Here is a 17,222-nt window from a genome sequence, read left to right on the forward strand (position 1 = left end):
TTATTGTCTATGATTAATAAAAAAACGAATCCATTACGTTACCTTGCGATCGCTTTTAGTTTTTTACTTTTGGGAACTTTTTTGTCACCCATCCTCACTTGCGGAAATTCATCTGAAAATCCTCTGCAATTAAAAGCAGATGGGACTGATAAATTGTCACCGGCCCAAACACAGGCTGTTGCTTTGGAAGATGCCTTCCAAGAAGTATTTGATAAAGTATCTCCCAGTGTGGTTTCGATTGCCACAGAAAGGACAGTGAATGTCCAACAACATCCATTTTCGGGTGATCCGTATTTTGATCATTTTTTTGGACGCCCAGGTGGTGGATCAAGTCGTGTGATGAAACAAAAACAATCTGGTCTTGGTTCCGGTATTGTTCTTAACGAAGAAGGTTATATTATGACCAACCACCATGTGATCAAAGACATGGACAAACTCACGGTGAAATTTAAAAATCAAAAAACCTTTGAAGCAAAACTCATTGGTTCTGACGAAACCATGGACATCGCCTTACTCAAGATAGATGCTCCGAAGGGAACACTTCGTCCGATTGTACTTGCTGATTCCAATAAAGTAAAAGTGGGAAACTGGGCCATCGCGATTGGGGCTCCACTTGGATTTGAACATTCCTTTACTGTGGGAGTTGTTTCTGCTGTCCAACGCGGGGGAATCGATTCGTCAGGACTTTCTTATATCCAAACTGACGCTGCCATCAACCAAGGAAATAGTGGAGGCCCACTTCTCAACATCCGAGGGGAAGTGATTGGGATCAATCGTATGATCGCTTCTCAATCTGGCGGATCTGTCGGGATTGGATTTACGATTCCGATCAATGAAGCGCGCCGAGTTGCCGAAGAAATCAAAACCAACGGGAAAGTCACTCGTCCTTGGATTGGTGTCGGTCTTGATGCTATCAATGAAGAAGATGTAGAACAACTCAAACTCAAAGACACAAAAGGTGCCATTGTTCGCCAGATCATGAAAGGATCTCCTGCAGACAAAGCTGGCTTAAAATTATTTGATGTGATTGTGGAAATGGGTGGAAAACAAATCCAAACACCAGAAGAACTCATTGGTTTTGTGAGATCTTCCAAAATTGGGAAACGAATTGAGATAAAAATCATTCGAAATAAAAATGAAATCTTGACTTCCATCACTCCGGAGCAGAAACCAAATTGAGGTGAGTTTAAGAGAAGATTGGATCCAACCGGGCGAAGATGAACCTAGCCTTCGCCCTACTAAATTATCCGAATTTATCGGACAAAAAGAGGTTTTGGCCAATCTCTCGGTTTACGTGGAGGCGGCTCGGAAACGAAAGAGCCCCCTCGACCATGTTTTGATTTCAGGTCCTCCGGGCCTTGGCAAAACTACACTCGCCAATATCATTGCCAATGAACTCGCAGTGGCCTTCACTCCCACTTCCGCTCCAGCCATCTCCAAGGGTGCGGATCTTGTTCGGTTCCTAACCTTACTCAAAACCAACGAAGTACTTTTTATCGACGAAATCCACGGCTTTATCAAAAAACAGGAAGAGTTGCTCTATCCTGCGATGGAGAACTTCTTTGTGGATCTTGTTGTTGGGGAAGGTGTCACTGCCAATGCCCTCCAGATCCAACTCCAGCCCTTTACCCTTGTTGGTGCCACCACTCGCTCCGGTCTAGTCAGTGAACCCCTAAAGACAAGATTTGGAATCCATCTAAAACTTGATTTTTATACTGATGGGGAAATGCAAATCATCGTGGATCGTTCTGCCAAACTTCTCGGTGTTTCTCTTGGAGAAGGGGTTGCTTTCGAAATTGGAAAACGAAGCCGAAAAACTCCTAGGATTGCCAACCACCTTTTGAAACGAGTTCGGGACTTTGCAGAAGTTAGAAATGAAACATCAGTCAGTTTAGAAACTTGCCGATTTGCTTTTGATAGGATGGGCGTGGATCATTTAGGCCTCGATGTTGTGGACCGACAAATTTTGGACATCCTCATCAATCGTTACGGTGGTGGGCCTGTGGGCATCAAACCCATTGCCGTGGTTCTCGGGGAGGAAGAACGGACTCTAGAAGACACATACGAGCCATTCCTCGTCCGAGTGGGCCTAATTGACCGCACACCACAAGGTCGAGTGGCTACGAAAAAGGCTTACGAACATTTGGGACTTGTGTATACTGGAAATACCGGGGAAAATCGCGAAAATGGCCCAACTCTCTTTTGATTTCCGATTGCCTGAAAAGGAAGAAGGGGAACGTAGACTTTTCTTCGCCTTCACCTTTGTCATCCTCATTGCATCCTTTGTACTCGCTCATCTCATCACAAGGAATATGCTTTGGAAGATGTTGGCTGAAGAACAAGCTTCGGAAATGTTAGGGCAAAAAGAACAGGAAAAAATTTACGAAGTTCTCGTCGAACAACAGTTCATCAATCCAGACAAAAAAGATGAGTACAAAGCTCTCTCTAACAAGGATTCGTCGGGAGGTGGTGGTATCACAGAAAAACAAGGATTCCACACTCTGACACAATTTCGTGAATTCATCATGGGAAGTTCTGCTTCCACTCCGAGTAAAGCCCAACCCAAATCAGAACAATCCAAAGAGGAAGAACTTTTTGAAGTAGGGATTTTTAAAGCAGATCCTAAAACTAATTCTAATTCAGAAGAAAGTCCGAACCAATCTGCAAGTTCCGGACAAATGACAAAAATTCCTTTTAACTATAGATTCCAACAGGACTTTTTGTTTCGATGGGACGGAGCAAAGGCTCTCACTATCCCCACCAAACAGTTAGCAGGTTATTATTACTTTAAAAACATGTTGAAACGAATTGAGGAATCTTTTGCTCCACCAGGTGGTGGAAACTATGCTTACCGAGATATAGCAGGTGTTGTGGCAAGGGAAGGAATCAAAGAAGGGGAAACAAAAGTTTTGTTTATGTTAAGTGAACAAGGTCAAGTGTTGGATGTTCGTTTGGTTTCTTCGCAAGGTCAAGTGGTAGTAGACCAAGCCTGTATGGATTCCATCAAAGGCCAGAACTTTGGTCCAGTTCCTGAAGAAGTTAAATCCAAAGGTCTTATCTTTGGAATTAACTTTATTTTTCCAGGAATGCGATACTATCGTTAGTTGTTAATCGGTCACAAGAGTACAACCATACTCCTTTGAGAGATATTTTGCCGTATTGCTTCGTCCAAGTCCTTTCACAGTCACCGACATATTTTCTTTATCCAGTTTGAATTCACTGATCGGAACCCACTGGCGAGCAAAGTCATGGCATTGTTCTTCGGAGAGTTGCATTACAAAGTAACAACTACAGTATTCTTTTGAATAAAAACTAGAGATGATGGATGGAAAACTAGATAAATGTTTCCAGTTCCATTGTGCCCAAAACAAAACAAATAAAAATAACAAAGAAAGGATAACAGAGATTTTTCTTTTCATATGGTTACCGAATTACCGACTCTTTTACTAATTTTAAAAAATCATTTTTGATAAACGCTTTTTCGCGATCATCTCCAAATCGAACAATGATTAAATCTAGACTTGGAATTACATACAACATTTGTCCCCAATGTCCAAGGCCGGCAAAGGTATCTTTGGGAGCATCTGGCCAAGGTTCGTGAACTCCTCTTTCAGGAACTCCAGTGTTGGCATACCAATGAGCCGTGTAATTGTCCTGGTCTAGGTCTTCAGAAAAAGGTGTGGTTTTATACCCAGGGGCAGGAGTTCTAGTGAACTGCACCCAACCTTCAGGTAACAAACGTTCACCGTTCCAAATTCCATCGTTCAAATATAAATATCCGATTTTTGCTAAGTCTTTGGCAGTCATATAAAGATAGGAAGAACCAACATAAGTTCCAGACCCATCTCTTTCAAAAGTCACATTTGTGATTCCAAGTGGTTTGAAGATTTTTTCGAAAGGGAGTTTGTCGTATTCTTCGGCTCCGTATACTTTTTTCAAAATGGCAGAAAGGATATTGGTATCACAGCTAGAATAATAAACTTGTGTTCCTGGTTCCGCGCGGAGGGGAAGACTTGCACAAAAGGAACCCATATCTTTACGACCTCTTGTGTACAACATTGCAATTACGGATGATTTTAGTGGACCACTTTCATATCCTTCTTCGGCGGCAAGTCCGGAAGACATATTGAGGAGGTGTCGGATGGTAATTTTTTTATGAGCTTCATCACGGCTTAAGGGTTCGTAATGATAATAACCAGGATCGTCTAATTTAACAAGACCTTGTTTGACAGCGATCCCATACATGGTTTGTAAAATACTTTTAGAAACCGACCAAGTTAGATGGACTTTGTCTTCGGAAAAATTTCTCGCATATTTTTCATAGATTAGTTTTCCATTTCTTAAGATAACAAGTGCATCGGTCCTTCTTCCTTTTCTATCTGTTTCATCTCCAGTTCTTGTGAAGGCATATTCTTCTGCTAACTTGAGTTTGCTGGAAGAAACACCAACGGATTCAGGGGAAACTACTTTCCAGTTAGGGTTTGGCCATTCTGGTTTCAATCGAGGGTTTAGTGTTACAACTTCAGGTTCACCACCAAAGGGAGAAAGGTCTTTGCCACAGTGAATGAACGTAAATAAAAGAAGAAAGATAAGACTTCGTTTCATAGAATTCCTTAATCAGATTCGATTCAAAATTCTAAAGGAGGTTGTATCAGATTGCAAAGGAAAAAAGAAAGGGATTAAACTTTTTCTGCGTATCCTTTTAGTTTTTGTACCATAGAAAAAAGTCCGTTTCTTCTTGAAATGGAAAGAAACTTTGCGAGTCCCACTTCTTCGATAAAACCAAGTGAGGCATCCGCTATATCTTTCGGAGATTGTCCTGAAAATACGCGTATTAGAATTGCGATTAGTCCTTTTGTAAGAGCTGTATCACTATCTGCATCAAACTCCAATCTCCCAACTTCGAGTTTCGGTGCGACCCAAACCTTTGATTGGCAACCAGGGACTATATATTCTTCCGTTCGTTTTTCATCAGGATAGGGAGGGAGTTCTTCACCTAACTCAATAAGGTATTGGAACTTTTCTTCCCAATCGGTAAGATCGGCAAACTCTGCTATGATTTCTTTTTGGATTTCCTCAATGGACTTACTCATGTTTGGCATCCGGAGTTTGCATCTCGACAAACTTATCTTTTTTTCTCATATAGAATTGATTAAAGTTTGCTGTGGTTAGATTTTTTAGTTCTACACGGTTCACCGTAGAGACTGTGAGTTCATACAACTCATCATTGGATTTAAAAAAATAATCCATTCGAAGTTTTTCTTCCAATACATACTCTACATTGTTCCAAATTAATTTTTTGGATTCGAAGTCTACATACAAACATTCGGGAGGTTTCGCGAGCACATAACAAAACTCTCCTGCTTTGGGAACACCTTTATAAAATAATCCACAGTCAGAAAAAGACATGAGGATGATTATAAAAAATAAAATGTTGCTTGTGAATCGCTTCATAGACAGTACTAAAAAAAGTTTGATGAATGTTTGGAAAAAATCTTTCATTCTTTTTTTTCCGGCGTTAGATCTAGTTTCGATTTGATTCCGGGTTTTTCCACTATCATCTTAGCAATGAGGATGGGAATCTCTGGATTTTTTTTGCCTGTAGAAAGATAAAAGTCTTCTAAAAGATCAATTCCTTTTTGGGAAAGATTCTGTAAGTGAAAGATTGTGGCTTCCGTGATGATGGAAGTTTCTGTGATTCGGTCTGGATTGTTTGACTTCGCTTGTCTGAGAAGTGACAAAGCTCCCACATAATCTTTTTTATAATACTTTCCAAGACCACGTAAAAAATTTTCTTCCCTTGGTGTGAATTGGATACCTGCTTTGTAGGTTGGATCTTTTGTGATGGTGATGAGTTTATCGAGTCCACCTGCATCACCAGCTAACATCGTGTTGAAGGTGAGCAACCAAATATAAACGGTTTGGAACTCTGGGGAAAGTTTAGAACGATCCAAATTTCCATATTCCTGAATCAAAACTTGTGGCCGTTTGACATGGCGGTGAGTTTCTCCCAGAAACAATAATACCTTGTTGTTTTCCCAATCAGAAAATGGAGAAGAAGAAAAAGACTCAGCTGTCCTTGCGTTCCAAAATACAGAATCCAAAGTGGAATCTGCAAGAACCGAAGATCCAATAAAATCTTGGAACTCGGATCCTAAATGTAAAATCAAACTGTCGTGGTCAAAATAAATTCCGATCCGATATAAATTCCAAAACAAACTCCGAGCAATCAAATGAAAGGCTACAGGATCGGTTGGATCTTTTTCTGAATAGGTGGTTGCAATCGATTGGAAGTCTTCGATATCTTTTTCTTTCAGGTTTCCCGATTTCCAGAGTTCGATCGTTTTTTCTTTGGTTTTTTCCGCTCGGACACTTTGGTCTTTTGCAAAAAGAAAATAAATTTCTTTTCTATAGGTAAACCCTAACACGGACAGACCAAGCGCTAAAACCAATAGAAATAGCGGTGTCTTTGATTTCTTCTTTCTGTGCGGTTCGTACCGGGAGTAAATCGCCATCGTTGGTTCCCATTTTTTTTTGCCCTCCCCACTTGACACGGCTTTTTCTTTGTGATTTAGTGAGAAGGGTATGGAAGATGACTTTTTAGATGATGACGAATTCGATGCAGATAGCCTCAATGAAGACGTCGTAACGTATGCTTGTGAGGATTGTGACCACCGTTGGGAAGCCGAAGGGGAGGACGAATACCTTGATTCTTGGGAATTGATCTGTCCAATGTGCGGATCTGCGAATATCACCGAATTGTAATTTGTCTTATTTTCAGTATATTTTTGGTTTTTTGATTCTACCTTCGTTCCTTTGGGGCGAGGTTTCTGGTTTTTCAACCCTCTATACAGAATTTAAAAAAGGAAATTACGCCACGGTTTCCAAAGGTTCCCTTCAGTATTTGAATGGATCAGAAAGTGAGAAGGATCCCCGGATTTTTTTCCTCTATGTTTCCACGGAAGAGAATTGGGTCCAACTAAAAGGGAAGGTGGTTCGGGATGCTCCACCTAACTTTAGATCATCGGTTCATTATTGGAACGCAATTTATCTATTTATGGAACGGGCTCTTGTTTTTGGTGAATCAGATTTACTCATTGAATGGGGAAAAGATTTTCAAAAATTTGGAAAACAAAGTCCCAAATACAATGATGCCCTTCTTTTATACGGACTTGGTCTTATGGATTTAAAAAACGAATCAGAAGCCAAAAAGGTTTTTTCGGAAATTGAATCTAACTCTCCCTCCAAACATGTTTTATCTCAATTAGAAGAAATCAAATCTTCGGGTAAATGAATGAAAGGGTTACGTGTATCACAAGGAAAGTGGAAAGGAAAAGAAATTCCTTCTCCACCAGATGTATCGGGGCATTTGAATTTTACCAACAGCCTCGTCAAAAAAGCAATTTTTTCTCTTATGGACTCTCGCCTTCTTTCTTGGGGACTCGGTTTTGATTCCGTTTTGTTTTGTGATTATTTTGCCGGCAGTGGTCAAATTTCTGCCGAAGCCTATAGCCTTTCAGTTCACAGACTTCTTACTTATGAGTTAGACCAAACTAGGTTCAGGCAACTCCATTCGTTATTTCGTGGACTTCCCAATGTACAATTGTTTCGAAAAGATGCAACCAAACATACGTTAAAGTGGGAGATTGGCGAAGAATCAGCTTATATTTTTTATTTAGACCCACCTTATACATATTGGTCGGAAACACCAACGAGAATGAAAGAGATGTTGGAAGGATTACATAGTTTTTGTGTATCTTTGCAAAAACCTTTTCTCATTTTATGCCAAATACCAGAACACCAACCAATCAATACAATTTGGGCGGAAGTTCCTCATAAGGTCAGAGAATACGGTAGCCATTTGATCATTGAAACAGGTTATGAATATGCCGAGTCTTCCGATCTGTAAAACAGATCGTTTTGATTTTGGATCCATTCAAAAGTTAGTTTCGGTAATTCTAATTGTATTTTTAATCATTGTATCTCCCCTTTGGTCTTTACCAACGTATAAGGAAGTCAAATCACAATACATTCCTTCCGACATACAAGTGTTTGATCGAAGTGGAGATCTCATCCAAAGATACCGAATCCGCAATGATTACCGATCGGAAGAATGGACAGAATACAATTTACTTCCAAAGTTTTTAATCGATTCGGTAGTTCATGCTGAAGACAAACGTTTCTTTGAACATACAGGGATGGATTCGAATGCACTTGTTTCTTCTTTTTGGGGAAACCTTACGGGATCATCACTTCGCGGTGGATCCACAATTACAATGCAACTTGTTTCTCTTTTAGACCCTGAACTAAAATCATCTGCATCTAAAAGGAAAACTCTATTTCAAAAATTCAAACAAATCCAAAGGGCAGTGGAATTAGAAGAAACTTGGACAAAGGAAGAAATCTTTACTGCATATATCAATTTAATTTATTTCAGAGGAGAATTAAAAGGAATCACTTCTGCAAGTAAAGGGCTCTTCCGGAAATCTCCCGAAGCTCTCACACCTAACGAAACCTATTTGCTTGCGGCCCTAATTCGTTCGCCCCAAAGTTCTATTGAAAAAGTAATACAACGTGTTTGTTTGCTGAAAAAAGAAAGAGATGGTGCCAATGATTGTGAATCCATATCCCAGCTTGTGCGAGAAAGTTTGTTTCGTAATTTTGATTATCCCCAATACCCTTCTTTTGTTCCTCTCTACACAAAAACAATTTTAGATTTTTCTAAAGAAGAGGATAAAAACAAGTCACAATTTAATTCTTCTTTATCCTTAAACTTCCAGAGAAAAGTAGAAGAGATTCTAAAACGAAATGTAAAAACTCTGGCAAATAAAAATGTAAAAGATGGGGCTGTGATTGTTATCGAAAATCGCACCGGACAAGTTTTGGTTTACGTTCCTAATATTGGAGAAGAAAGTTCTGTATCCAAACTGGATCTCATTCGAAGCAAAAGACAAGTGGGTTCTACCTTAAAACCATTTGTGTATGCAGAAAATTTCCAAGAAAATAAACTCACACCCGACTCCATCCTTTCCGATTCTCCTGTGGGGATCCCTGTTTACCAAGGAATTTATCGGCCGTTAAACTATGATAAGTCTTATAAGGGAAATGTAACGGTTCGCGAAAGTCTTGGTTCTTCTTTGAATATTCCTGCCATTCGGGCTTTGTCCTTTTTGGACATCAATGAATTTGTTTTGGTATTGGAAAAACTTGGAATCACAGGACTTAGATACCCTGAGTTTTATGGTCCATCTTTGGCTCTCGGAACGGCCGATATTACACTCCTGGAGTTGACTAATGCTTACCGAACGTTAGCGAATGGTGGGATCTATTCTGAATTAAAATTTGATCGTTCCGAGGATATAATCCATTCTCGAAGAGTATTTTCACCTAAATCAAGTTATATGGTATCGGAAATCCTCGCGGATCGAGAAGCCAGATCTTTAGGATTTGGATGGGATAATTTTTTATCTACTTCTTATTACACTTCTGTCAAAACGGGAACAAGCCAAGATATGAGAGATAATTGGTGTATTGGTTATTCAGAAATTTATACCGTTGGAGTTTGGGTAGGAAATCCAACAGGAAGTCCTATGTTAGATGTATCGGGAATTACTGGAGCTGCTCCTGTGTGGCGAGAGACTATGGATTTATTTCATGAGTCAATTGGTTCAAAATTAACTCCGCCTACAGAGGAGAGTTCATTAGAATTAGGTTTTGTTTCGTCTAAAGAAAGTAGGCTAGAAAAAACAAGATCAACAAGAATCCTTACACCGGTGAATGGAAGTATATTTGCTTTGGATCCAGATATTCCCTTGGGTCGTCAAAAAATCCTCTTTACTTTCAGTTCTTACGATGTTTCGTATTCTTATTATTTAAACGATGAAAAGATCGGGTCTGTCGGAGGGCCTTACCTCTGGGAACCAAAGAAGGGAGAATATCGTTTACAAGTAAAAGATAAAGATGGCAAACTTTTGTCTCTTTCTTTATTTGAAGTTCGGTAACAAACACATGCCAAAACCAATCAAATACAAACATAAATTCACCCAACAGGTTGTTTGGGGCGAAATGGATGCTTTCGGTCACGTAAACAATGTTACGTACGTTAGATACTTTGAATCTGCTAGGGCGGATTATTTTACAAAGGAAGGACTGTGGGATTCTCCACACAAACCTGTGAAAGCTGGACCAGTGTTAACACATCTTGATATGGATTATCGCAAACAAGTTGTTTTCCCCGCTACTTTAGAAATTAGTTTAGAAGTAGATTCTATTTCTTCCAGAGCCTTCACTGTGATTTGTTCTATGTGGAATGAAAATGATGAATGTGTTTTAACAGGAAATGCTTCTTTTGTTTGGTTTGATTTTGAATTACAAAAACCATCTGCACTTCCAGATCATTTTAAAACAAAATTTGGATCTAACCATTTGGTATGACAAAACAATCCTTCCAAGAACGATTTAAACTAGACGATGAGGTGATGAAGATTTCACGAATTTGCCTCATGGTATTTTTTAGTTTTATCGGTTTTGGAATTTTTGCACCTATTGATGAGTTAGGATTGTATGATCCGAAATGGATTCGTATTTTACATGCATCCGTCACTTTAGGTTTTTTCATTGCTACATATTTTTCTGATTGGGTTCGTAAACAGATCCAGTCGATCATGTTAGTGTTCTTTTATACAATGAGTGCACATTCTCTCATTTTGTTGTATTGGAATTCACTTTATATCGGTTATCTGGTAGGAATGATTTTGGTATTGTCTTGTATCGGAGTCAGTTTTGTCGATCGTCGTTCGCTCGTTTCTTATTTGGGAACAGTAACTTCCGCTGGAATTCTAATTGGCATTTATACCAAAGAACCACAAGTGAATTTGCCTCTTTACCTTTCTTCTATCATCACACCAACCCTTGTTTCTTATCTCACTCTGAACATTCGCCTCAGCTCCGTTGAAAAACTCAGAATTTCCGAATCCAAACTCAAAGGATTTCAGGATCGGATGTTGAACGAACTTGATATGGCAAATGAAACCCAATCCAATTTAGTGACTACCCAGTGGCCTAAAACAAAAGGTGTACGCCTTCATTCCTTTTTCCAGTCCTTTGGACAAGTGGGTGGTGATGCGATTAGTTATTTGGAAAGGGAAGATGGGAAATTAGCTCTTTTTTTTGCCGATGTTTCGGGGCATGGGATTGCTTCCGCTATGGTTTCTGCCATGGCCGTTCTTGCCTTTAAAATCCATGGAAACCAAATGGAACCTTCTTCTTGTTTAAAATCAATTCATGGCGATTTACAAAAGTTAGTTCCTAATAATCATATCAGTGCTTGTGTATTATTTGTAGATACGAATACAAAAGAAATCAAATATTCCGTAGCAGGCCATCCTCCTCTTATCCTGTTGGAAAAAGGTTCAGATCCAAAATTTATGGAAGGGATGGGAACTTTAATTGTTTCCTATTTAAAACCTAATTTGAAAGATTTTACGATCACTCCGAACTCGGGAGATCGAATTTTACTCTATTCCGATGGTATTTTGGAAGTTTTTGATGAGGCGGGCGAGATTTACGGAGATGAACATTTGTTTGCATCCATAAAAAATCATTCTGACAAAAAAGGTGAAGAATTTTTGAATGCTTTATATGAGGACTCCATGTCATTCTCGGCAAAACGAATTTCCGACGATATGAGTATGTTATTACTGGAAATTTTATGAATTTGTTGTTAACACCATTTTTATGGTTCAAAAGAGAGTTCATCCCTTTTCGAACATTAGATCGTTATTTATTTTTAGATTTTTTCAAAACCTTTCTTGGAACTCTCATCATGTTAACATCCATGATTGTGATTTATAAATTCACAGATGTGATGAAGTATTTGGTTTCTTCAAAAGTAAACCAATCTCATGTGTATTTACATGTTTTGTATTCCTTACCATCCATGGTGGACCAAGTTGTTGCACCGGCTCTGATGTTTTCCGTTTGTTTTGTTATCGGTCAATTCAGTGTAAACAAAGAACTTGTTGCGATGATGGTGGCAGGTGTGTCTTTTATTCGCATCATCACACCTATTTTATTTTTTGGAATCTCGATGTGGCTGATTATGACTTTGTTTGGACAAACGGTTGTGATACCGGCAAACAAAAAAGCTCAAATCGAATTTAGCATCATGGCAAAAGGTTCCAATCGATTGATCGATTTTGTATATCAGTTGCATATTAAAGGAAAAAAAGGATTTTATTACGTCTATTGGATCGATGAAAAGGAAAACACGGTTAAAGGTGGATTCAATTATATTGAAATCAAACCAGACGGACATCCCACTTATACTGTATCATCACAAAAAGCAAAATTCATTCCATCACCTCATAGTTGGGTATTGTATGATGCTGAAGAAATCAGGTTTAACGAAAATTTAGAATTAGTCTCTCGGATAAAATATCCTGAAAAAACTTATGATTTCCCGGAAGACTTAGCTTACTTTTCTAAACCAGTTCGTAATCCAGAGGAAATGAATTTTTTCGAATTAGCAGATGAAATTCAATCTAGGATTACAAAAGGTATTCCTTTCCGGAATGTGATCATCCAACAACATATGGCATTTGCTATGCCTCTGATGTCTTTTGTTGTGGTTACTTTAGGGGCTCTTGCGGGTGCTATCACCAAACGGTCTGCAGGTGTTGCGAGTCTTGGTCTTACCATCGCCGTTGTATTGTTGTATTATATTTTGAATTCGACTGCCAAAACTTTGGCAGAAAATGGTGCTCTGCCCATTTGGATTGGAATGTGGATGACACCAGTGATTTTTACTTCAGCTGCGTACTTTTTGTATAGAAGAATGAATATCTAAATCCATTCAGTTCTCAGTTTTACTTTGAATCTCTCTAGTTCTTTTTTTTAGAATTTAAATTTGATAAAAACGAGGAGAGTCATTCTCCTCGTTTAAAGATTGTGAAAGTTTTTAGTTTCTTTGTTTGAAACCGTTTGTGATTTAGTTTTCTGTTAAAAACACTCGTTTGTAAAGATCAGTTTGTAAAATTCCCTTTGGATCATATTTTTTCTTCAAAGAGTAAAACCTTTTCAGATTGTCTTTAGGAAAATAAGATTCCATCACACGTTTGCGAAGGGTGGAGTCTTTTGCAAAATAAAATCTTCCTTTGTGTTTTAAAACAATTTCATCCATTTCTTTACAAAGTGCCCAGAGTTTTTCTCTGTTTCCTTTGGTGACCGGAAAGTCCATAGCCATTGAAAATCCATCCACAGCGTGAGTGAGTAAAAATGGATCTGGTTTATGTTTTTTGAAAACAGATAGGTAATTTACTATTCCACGTTCTTGGCAAATGGTAAAAATTTCACGGAACGCTTGTTTGGCGTTTTCTTTCGGAATGAACACTTGGTATTGGATCATCGCACCTGGTTTGTAAACAAACTTCCAATTGGGAACGTAATCTAATAAAAATGCATATTCCGCATGGCCTTGGTAATAGGCTTTATTGTTTACGAGAATACTTGCGATACATTTTGCCAAATTGATGAGCCGCATCCCTAAATTAAAACTAAAAGGACGCATGAGGATCCACATCCATTTTTTAGGAATTACGTAGAATAGGCGAGTGGGAAGGTGTTGTCTTTCGAGTAAACAGTTACCCGGAAAGTCAGGATCTTCGCCTTCTTTTAGATTTGTGGCTTTGTGAATCTGGCCTCTACCCATTGATTTTCCAGAAGCAAAAGCATCAATCCAACCAACTAAATAATCAGATGTTTTGTAATGTTCTTCGAAATAAGCGAATAATTCATCGAAGTTTCTTACATACACTGGATCAATTTTCATTTTGCCAGCATAGATTGGTTTCATTTTGATTTGGACTGTTAAAAAACAACCTAACATTCCAAAGCCGGAAATAGCAGAGTAAAACAAATCTGTATTTTTTTTAGGAGAACAAACTAAAATATCTCCTTTGGCAGTGAGAAATGTAAATTCTTTGATATGTTCACCAATGGTTCCTACTTTGAAGTTGTTTTTTCCATGAATGTTCATAGAAAGAGCACCACCAAGTGTAGGCATCATGGTTCCTGAAACAACAGGAGGCCAAAATCCATTTTCGATTCCTGTTTCCCAAAGGTCTTTGATGCGAGCACCTGACTGAACCGTCATCACACCAGTTTTTAAATTAAAATCTAAAACTTTATTGAAGTGAGTTAAATCTAAAACGATTCCATCTGTGTTTGTAGAAGCATCACCATAACTACAACCACCACCACGTAACGCAACTTTGGTGCCAGTTTGATTGGCCCAAACAAAGAGTTCTTTGATTTCTTCTTCCGATTCTGGACGAAATATGGGTGATAGAGAAAAAGAACTCATACCCCATGCTTCGACTTTTTCCTTTTTGGGAACTTTTAAATCAGGAATGGATTTTGTTTTTTTAGCGACCATGTTATATACTCAGTTTTTTAAAAATGAAATTGGGAATGTTACGAATGATAAGTCCTACTAGTGCCCAGATTCCTGGAACAAATGCTTCGTCTTTCCCGCTAGCAACGATTTGGCGGATTTTTTCTGCGGCTTCTTCGGCAGTGATTGCTTTTAAAAGTCCTTTCTCAGGAAGATCGAGACCTTTGGTCATCTCCGTAATCACAAATCCTGGTTTAATCGTTGTTACTTGGGCATTTGATTCAGAGAGGCGATTGCGGAGAGCTTCCAAATATGTGTTGAATCCAGCTTTGGATGTATTGTAAACTGGATTTCCTTTTCTACCGCGTTCACCGGCGATGGAAGAGATCCCAATAATTTTCCCAGACTTTTGATTAGTAAAATAAGTAGCAACTGGGTTTAGGAAAGCAACAGCACCTAGAAGATTGACATTTAACATTTCCAAATCTTTTGTCGTATTGTACTCATTAGGAGAAATTTGTGGCATCACACCCGATGCAAAATACACTTCGTCCACTCCGCCAAGCAAACTCAATGCTTTCGCAAAAGTTTTCTCTGCTGTAGAAAACTTTGTCACATCAAAGACCAAAGGGAAGGCTCTTTTTTCTTTGGTTGTATTTGCTTTTTTGGCAATGGACTCTAAGGGTTTTTCCCTTCTTGCCAAAAGAACCACAGAATTCCCTGCGTTCAATTCAGCTTCTGCAATGGCTTTTCCGATCCCACTCGAGGCACCGACGATGATTATTTTTTTCCCCATGTTTACGTTTTTTTGGTTTAATCGAATCTGGCAAGTGGTTTCAATAGAGTTGTGCCCGTAATTGAGAGAATCCTGATCGATGGGATGAATCTAATGTATAAATTTCCCGATTTGGCTTTTTGTTTGGGTGAATACCGCCTGCAAGATGCCCGGGATGGGTTGCTTGTCCATCTAGATCGATTCTATCTTAAGGACCAACATTCCAAAATTTTGGTGTTTTTTGACGGCAAAAAGGATCTTACCTCCGACTGTTATTCGGAAGATTGGGGTAAATTTTCCATCCATTACAGTCATGAAAAAAAAGCAGACGAACTCATAATTGGTTATCTCAACTTATGTCCAATACCTTCGCAGTGTTTGGTGATCACAACAGACAAGGAGATCATCAGTTTCGCAAGAAGGCTTCGGGCCAAACGAATGACCTCCGAAGAGTTTTATGCCGAATGGCTCAAACGGGAAGCGGAAGAGGACGAAACGGAATTTAACCACCTGAAAGAAGGATTGACACCAAGTTCGGAAACCGATTACTGGGAGAGACAATTCCTTCCTTGATATGTTGTTCAACTCAATTCCATTTTTAATCTTTTTTTCCATTGTTTATTTACTCTATTGGGCCATTCCCAAAGAGATTCGAAAGTATTTCCTACTCATTGCAGGGATTGGTTTTTATGCCTACTTTTCGCCTGCACTGACCGTTCATTTTCTCATCGTCATCGGTATCAATTATCTATTGTATCGCAAAATCAAATCCACTCCCACAAAGTTTTGGATTGGATTTACTGTATCACTCAACTTAATCAACTTAGGATTTTTTAAATACGTTTATTTTTTCAGTAGGGCTCTTGCTGATCTTACGAACTATCCGTTCTTTAAACAAGTTCCCGATCTCATTCACATTGCACTTCCACTCGCAATTAGTTTTTATACGTTCCAAGTCATTGCTGCTGCCATTGATACTTACCGTGATTCCTCAAAACCCGTAGTCAAAGTAGAAGATTACTTTTTGTTTGTAGCATTCTTTCCTGTTTTGATTGCCGGGCCCATCATGAGGATGTCTGATTTTTTTCCAAACTTGGACAAACTAGTTCCAAACAAAGAAAAGATGTACAGGGCCTCTTATCTACTCATGTCGGGTCTTGTGAAAAAAGTTCTAGTAGCTGATCCTATGTCCCTCACCATCTCGCCGGTGTTTGGTTCTCCAGCTGAGTATGATTCCTTTTCTTTATTCATCGCAGGGGTTTGTTATGCGATCCAAGTCTATAGTGATTTTTCGGGTCTCACTGACATGGCGCGTTCTGTGGCATTGTTTTTAGGATTCGAAACACCAGAAAACTTTAAAGCTCCCTTTTTCTCTACATCTGGTAGGGAACTTTGGAAACGTTGGCATATCACATTATCTTTTTGGCTAAGAGATTATATTTATTTTCCACTCGGTGGTTCTCGCAAAGGTGAGGTTCGTACTTACTTAAACCTCATCATCATCATGACACTCGGTGGTTTTTGGCATGGGGCCGATTATACCTTTATCTGTTGGGGATTTTATTGGGGTGTGCTTCTTGCTGCGGAACGTTTTTTCGAAGACAAACTTGGTTGGAAATTAACTCCAGAAAAAAACAAATTCTTAATCGTATGTAAGGCTCTCATTGTATTTGTTTTGTTTTCCATTTCGGGTCTTATGTTTCGTTCCAACAATGCATCAAACATGATTGATCATTTCCATGGAATTTTTACACACTTTACAGGCAGTTTGGAAATTATGTTTCTCGGTGATTCCAATCAATGGTTGGTTCCTGCCACATCTTTATTTGGAAATGGATCTTCTTTTCGATTCCAACACATCGAAAATTTAGAACGAATCTTTTATACTTCGATTGCTTTATTGTTTTTTCATCATATCCAATATGTTCCTGAGTTTTGGGAACGTGTCCGTAAACATGATGTATGGCTTGCTCCCATACTTGGTGTTGTTACTATTTTCCTTCTCGCCACACTATCCCAAGATGGTGGAGAGTTTATCTATTATAAGTTTTAGGA

At 38.8% G+C, this 17,222-nt stretch carries 19 protein-coding genes; 12 read left to right on the plus strand and 7 right to left on the minus strand.

Translation table 11 applies throughout. The features are described from left to right. Nucleotides 1-9: 9 nt before the first annotated feature. Genes EHQ70_RS10695 through EHQ70_RS10705 form a run of 3 tightly spaced genes read left to right on the plus strand, consistent with a single transcriptional unit; the run spans nucleotide 10 to nucleotide 3,104 of the window. On the plus strand, nucleotides 10-1,179 hold the full coding sequence (locus EHQ70_RS10695) for a trypsin-like peptidase domain-containing protein (protein ID WP_208729537.1): 1,170 nt from the start codon (nucleotides 10-12) through the stop codon (nucleotides 1,177-1,179). 1 nt (nucleotide 1,180) lies between these two features. Then, nucleotides 1,181-2,206 (plus strand): Holliday junction branch migration DNA helicase RuvB, encoded by a 1,026-nt coding sequence (gene ruvB / locus EHQ70_RS10700; RefSeq protein ID WP_135586261.1) that lies wholly within the window; start codon nucleotides 1,181-1,183, stop codon nucleotides 2,204-2,206. Next, on the plus strand, nucleotides 2,187-3,104 hold the full coding sequence (locus tag EHQ70_RS10705) for an energy transducer TonB (RefSeq protein ID WP_135586263.1): 918 nt from the start codon (nucleotides 2,187-2,189) through the stop codon (nucleotides 3,102-3,104). Before ruvB ends, EHQ70_RS10705 begins: the two co-directional genes overlap by 20 nt. 3 nt (nucleotides 3,105-3,107) lie before the next feature. Here EHQ70_RS10705 and EHQ70_RS10710 read toward each other — a convergent pair whose 3' ends face one another. From EHQ70_RS10710 to EHQ70_RS10730, 5 genes are all read right to left on the minus strand, one after another. Beyond that, nucleotides 3,108-3,419 (minus strand): hypothetical protein, encoded by a 312-nt coding sequence (locus EHQ70_RS10710; protein WP_135586265.1) that lies wholly within the window; start codon nucleotides 3,417-3,419, stop codon nucleotides 3,108-3,110. A gap of 4 nt (nucleotides 3,420-3,423) precedes the next feature. Next, nucleotides 3,424-4,605, minus strand: a complete 1,182-nt coding sequence (locus EHQ70_RS10715; protein ID WP_135586267.1) for a serine hydrolase domain-containing protein — start codon at nucleotides 4,603-4,605, stop codon at nucleotides 3,424-3,426. A gap of 74 nt (nucleotides 4,606-4,679) precedes the next feature. After that, entirely contained in the window at nucleotides 4,680-5,093 is a 414-nt protein-coding gene (locus EHQ70_RS10720; RefSeq protein WP_135586269.1) for a SufE family protein, read from the minus strand. Further along, nucleotides 5,086-5,454, minus strand: coding sequence for a hypothetical protein (locus tag EHQ70_RS10725; RefSeq protein WP_135587180.1), 369 nt, complete (start codon nucleotides 5,452-5,454; stop codon nucleotides 5,086-5,088). The genes EHQ70_RS10720 and EHQ70_RS10725 overlap by 8 nt, the downstream gene beginning before the upstream one ends. Nucleotides 5,455-5,498: 44 nt before the next feature. Next, nucleotides 5,499-6,428 (minus strand): hypothetical protein, encoded by a 930-nt coding sequence (locus tag EHQ70_RS10730; RefSeq protein WP_135586271.1) that lies wholly within the window; start codon nucleotides 6,426-6,428, stop codon nucleotides 5,499-5,501. Between the two features lie 157 nt (nucleotides 6,429-6,585). Here EHQ70_RS10730 and EHQ70_RS18690 point away from each other — a divergent pair, with 157 nt between their 5' ends. From EHQ70_RS18690 to EHQ70_RS10765, 7 genes are read left to right on the plus strand one after another with little or no spacing between them, the layout of a single operon-like run. Next, entirely contained in the window at nucleotides 6,586-6,765 is a 180-nt protein-coding gene (locus tag EHQ70_RS18690) for a hypothetical protein (protein ID WP_108959948.1), read from the plus strand. Between the two features lies 1 nt (nucleotide 6,766). Next, nucleotides 6,767-7,294 (plus strand): tetratricopeptide repeat protein, encoded by a 528-nt coding sequence (locus EHQ70_RS10740; RefSeq protein WP_135586273.1) that lies wholly within the window; start codon nucleotides 6,767-6,769, stop codon nucleotides 7,292-7,294. After that, the gene (locus EHQ70_RS10745; protein WP_135586275.1) at nucleotides 7,295-7,909 is read left to right on the plus strand and encodes an RsmD family RNA methyltransferase; all 615 of its coding nucleotides are present in this window, start codon (nucleotides 7,295-7,297) and stop codon (nucleotides 7,907-7,909) included. Further along, nucleotides 7,887-10,001, plus strand: a complete 2,115-nt coding sequence (pbpC, locus tag EHQ70_RS10750) for a penicillin-binding protein 1C (RefSeq protein WP_135586277.1) — start codon at nucleotides 7,887-7,889, stop codon at nucleotides 9,999-10,001. Before EHQ70_RS10745 ends, pbpC begins: the two co-directional genes overlap by 23 nt. A 7-nt stretch (nucleotides 10,002-10,008) precedes the next feature. Further along, nucleotides 10,009-10,434 (plus strand): acyl-CoA thioesterase, encoded by a 426-nt coding sequence (locus EHQ70_RS10755; protein ID WP_135586278.1) that lies wholly within the window; start codon nucleotides 10,009-10,011, stop codon nucleotides 10,432-10,434. Continuing rightward, nucleotides 10,431-11,714 (plus strand): PP2C family protein-serine/threonine phosphatase, encoded by a 1,284-nt coding sequence (locus tag EHQ70_RS10760; protein WP_135586279.1) that lies wholly within the window; start codon nucleotides 10,431-10,433, stop codon nucleotides 11,712-11,714. Before EHQ70_RS10755 ends, EHQ70_RS10760 begins: the two co-directional genes overlap by 4 nt. Further along, a complete protein-coding gene (locus EHQ70_RS10765; protein WP_135586280.1) occupies nucleotides 11,711-12,847 on the plus strand; it encodes an LptF/LptG family permease in 1,137 nt (378 codons plus the stop codon). Before EHQ70_RS10760 ends, EHQ70_RS10765 begins: the two co-directional genes overlap by 4 nt. A 141-nt stretch (nucleotides 12,848-12,988) precedes the next feature. Here the strand turns inward: EHQ70_RS10765 and EHQ70_RS10770 are convergent, their stop codons facing one another. Then, nucleotides 12,989-14,434, minus strand: coding sequence for an FAD-binding oxidoreductase (locus tag EHQ70_RS10770; RefSeq protein WP_135586281.1), 1,446 nt, complete (start codon nucleotides 14,432-14,434; stop codon nucleotides 12,989-12,991). Between the two features lies 1 nt (nucleotide 14,435). Continuing rightward, nucleotides 14,436-15,188, minus strand: coding sequence for an SDR family NAD(P)-dependent oxidoreductase (locus tag EHQ70_RS10775; protein ID WP_135586282.1), 753 nt, complete (start codon nucleotides 15,186-15,188; stop codon nucleotides 14,436-14,438). 51 nt (nucleotides 15,189-15,239) lie between these two features. On the opposite strand from EHQ70_RS10775, the gene EHQ70_RS10780 reads away from it, so the two are divergent. Continuing rightward, complete coding sequence (locus EHQ70_RS10780; RefSeq protein ID WP_279638499.1) at nucleotides 15,240-15,740, plus strand: NYN domain-containing protein; 501 nt, start codon at nucleotides 15,240-15,242, stop codon at nucleotides 15,738-15,740. 1 nt (nucleotide 15,741) lies between these two features. After that, entirely contained in the window at nucleotides 15,742-17,220 is a 1,479-nt protein-coding gene (locus EHQ70_RS10785) for an MBOAT family O-acyltransferase (RefSeq protein ID WP_135586283.1), read from the plus strand. Nucleotides 17,221-17,222: the final 2 nt, after the last annotated feature.

The organism is Leptospira congkakensis (assembly GCF_004770265.1).
GTDB lineage: Bacteria > Spirochaetota > Leptospiria > Leptospirales > Leptospiraceae > Leptospira_A > Leptospira_A congkakensis.

Excerpts from the sequence above, each read along its gene's own strand:
- EHQ70_RS10695 (WP_208729537.1), top strand. The coding sequence starts at position 10 with ATGATTAATAAAAAAACGAATCCATTACGTTACCTTGCGATCGCTTTT.
- EHQ70_RS10705 (WP_135586263.1), top strand. The coding sequence starts at position 2,187 with ATGGCCCAACTCTCTTTTGATTTCCGATTGCCTGAAAAGGAAGAAGGG.
- EHQ70_RS10710 (WP_135586265.1), bottom strand. The coding sequence starts at position 3,419 with ATGAAAAGAAAAATCTCTGTTATCCTTTCTTTGTTATTTTTATTTGTT.
- EHQ70_RS10715 (WP_135586267.1), bottom strand. The coding sequence starts at position 4,605 with ATGAAACGAAGTCTTATCTTTCTTCTTTTATTTACGTTCATTCACTGT.
- EHQ70_RS10720 (WP_135586269.1), bottom strand. The coding sequence starts at position 5,093 with ATGAGTAAGTCCATTGAGGAAATCCAAAAAGAAATCATAGCAGAGTTT.
- EHQ70_RS10725 (WP_135587180.1), bottom strand. The coding sequence starts at position 5,454 with ATGAAGCGATTCACAAGCAACATTTTATTTTTTATAATCATCCTCATG.
- EHQ70_RS18690 (WP_108959948.1), top strand. The coding sequence starts at position 6,586 with ATGGAAGATGACTTTTTAGATGATGACGAATTCGATGCAGATAGCCTC.
- EHQ70_RS10745 (WP_135586275.1), top strand. The coding sequence starts at position 7,295 with ATGAAAGGGTTACGTGTATCACAAGGAAAGTGGAAAGGAAAAGAAATT.
- pbpC (WP_135586277.1), top strand. The coding sequence starts at position 7,887 with ATGCCGAGTCTTCCGATCTGTAAAACAGATCGTTTTGATTTTGGATCC.
- EHQ70_RS10755 (WP_135586278.1), top strand. The coding sequence starts at position 10,009 with ATGCCAAAACCAATCAAATACAAACATAAATTCACCCAACAGGTTGTT.
- EHQ70_RS10760 (WP_135586279.1), top strand. The coding sequence starts at position 10,431 with ATGACAAAACAATCCTTCCAAGAACGATTTAAACTAGACGATGAGGTG.
- EHQ70_RS10765 (WP_135586280.1), top strand. The coding sequence starts at position 11,711 with ATGAATTTGTTGTTAACACCATTTTTATGGTTCAAAAGAGAGTTCATC.
- EHQ70_RS10770 (WP_135586281.1), bottom strand. The coding sequence starts at position 14,434 with ATGGTCGCTAAAAAAACAAAATCCATTCCTGATTTAAAAGTTCCCAAA.
- EHQ70_RS10775 (WP_135586282.1), bottom strand. The coding sequence starts at position 15,188 with ATGGGGAAAAAAATAATCATCGTCGGTGCCTCGAGTGGGATCGGAAAA.
- EHQ70_RS10785 (WP_135586283.1), top strand. The coding sequence starts at position 15,742 with ATGTTGTTCAACTCAATTCCATTTTTAATCTTTTTTTCCATTGTTTAT.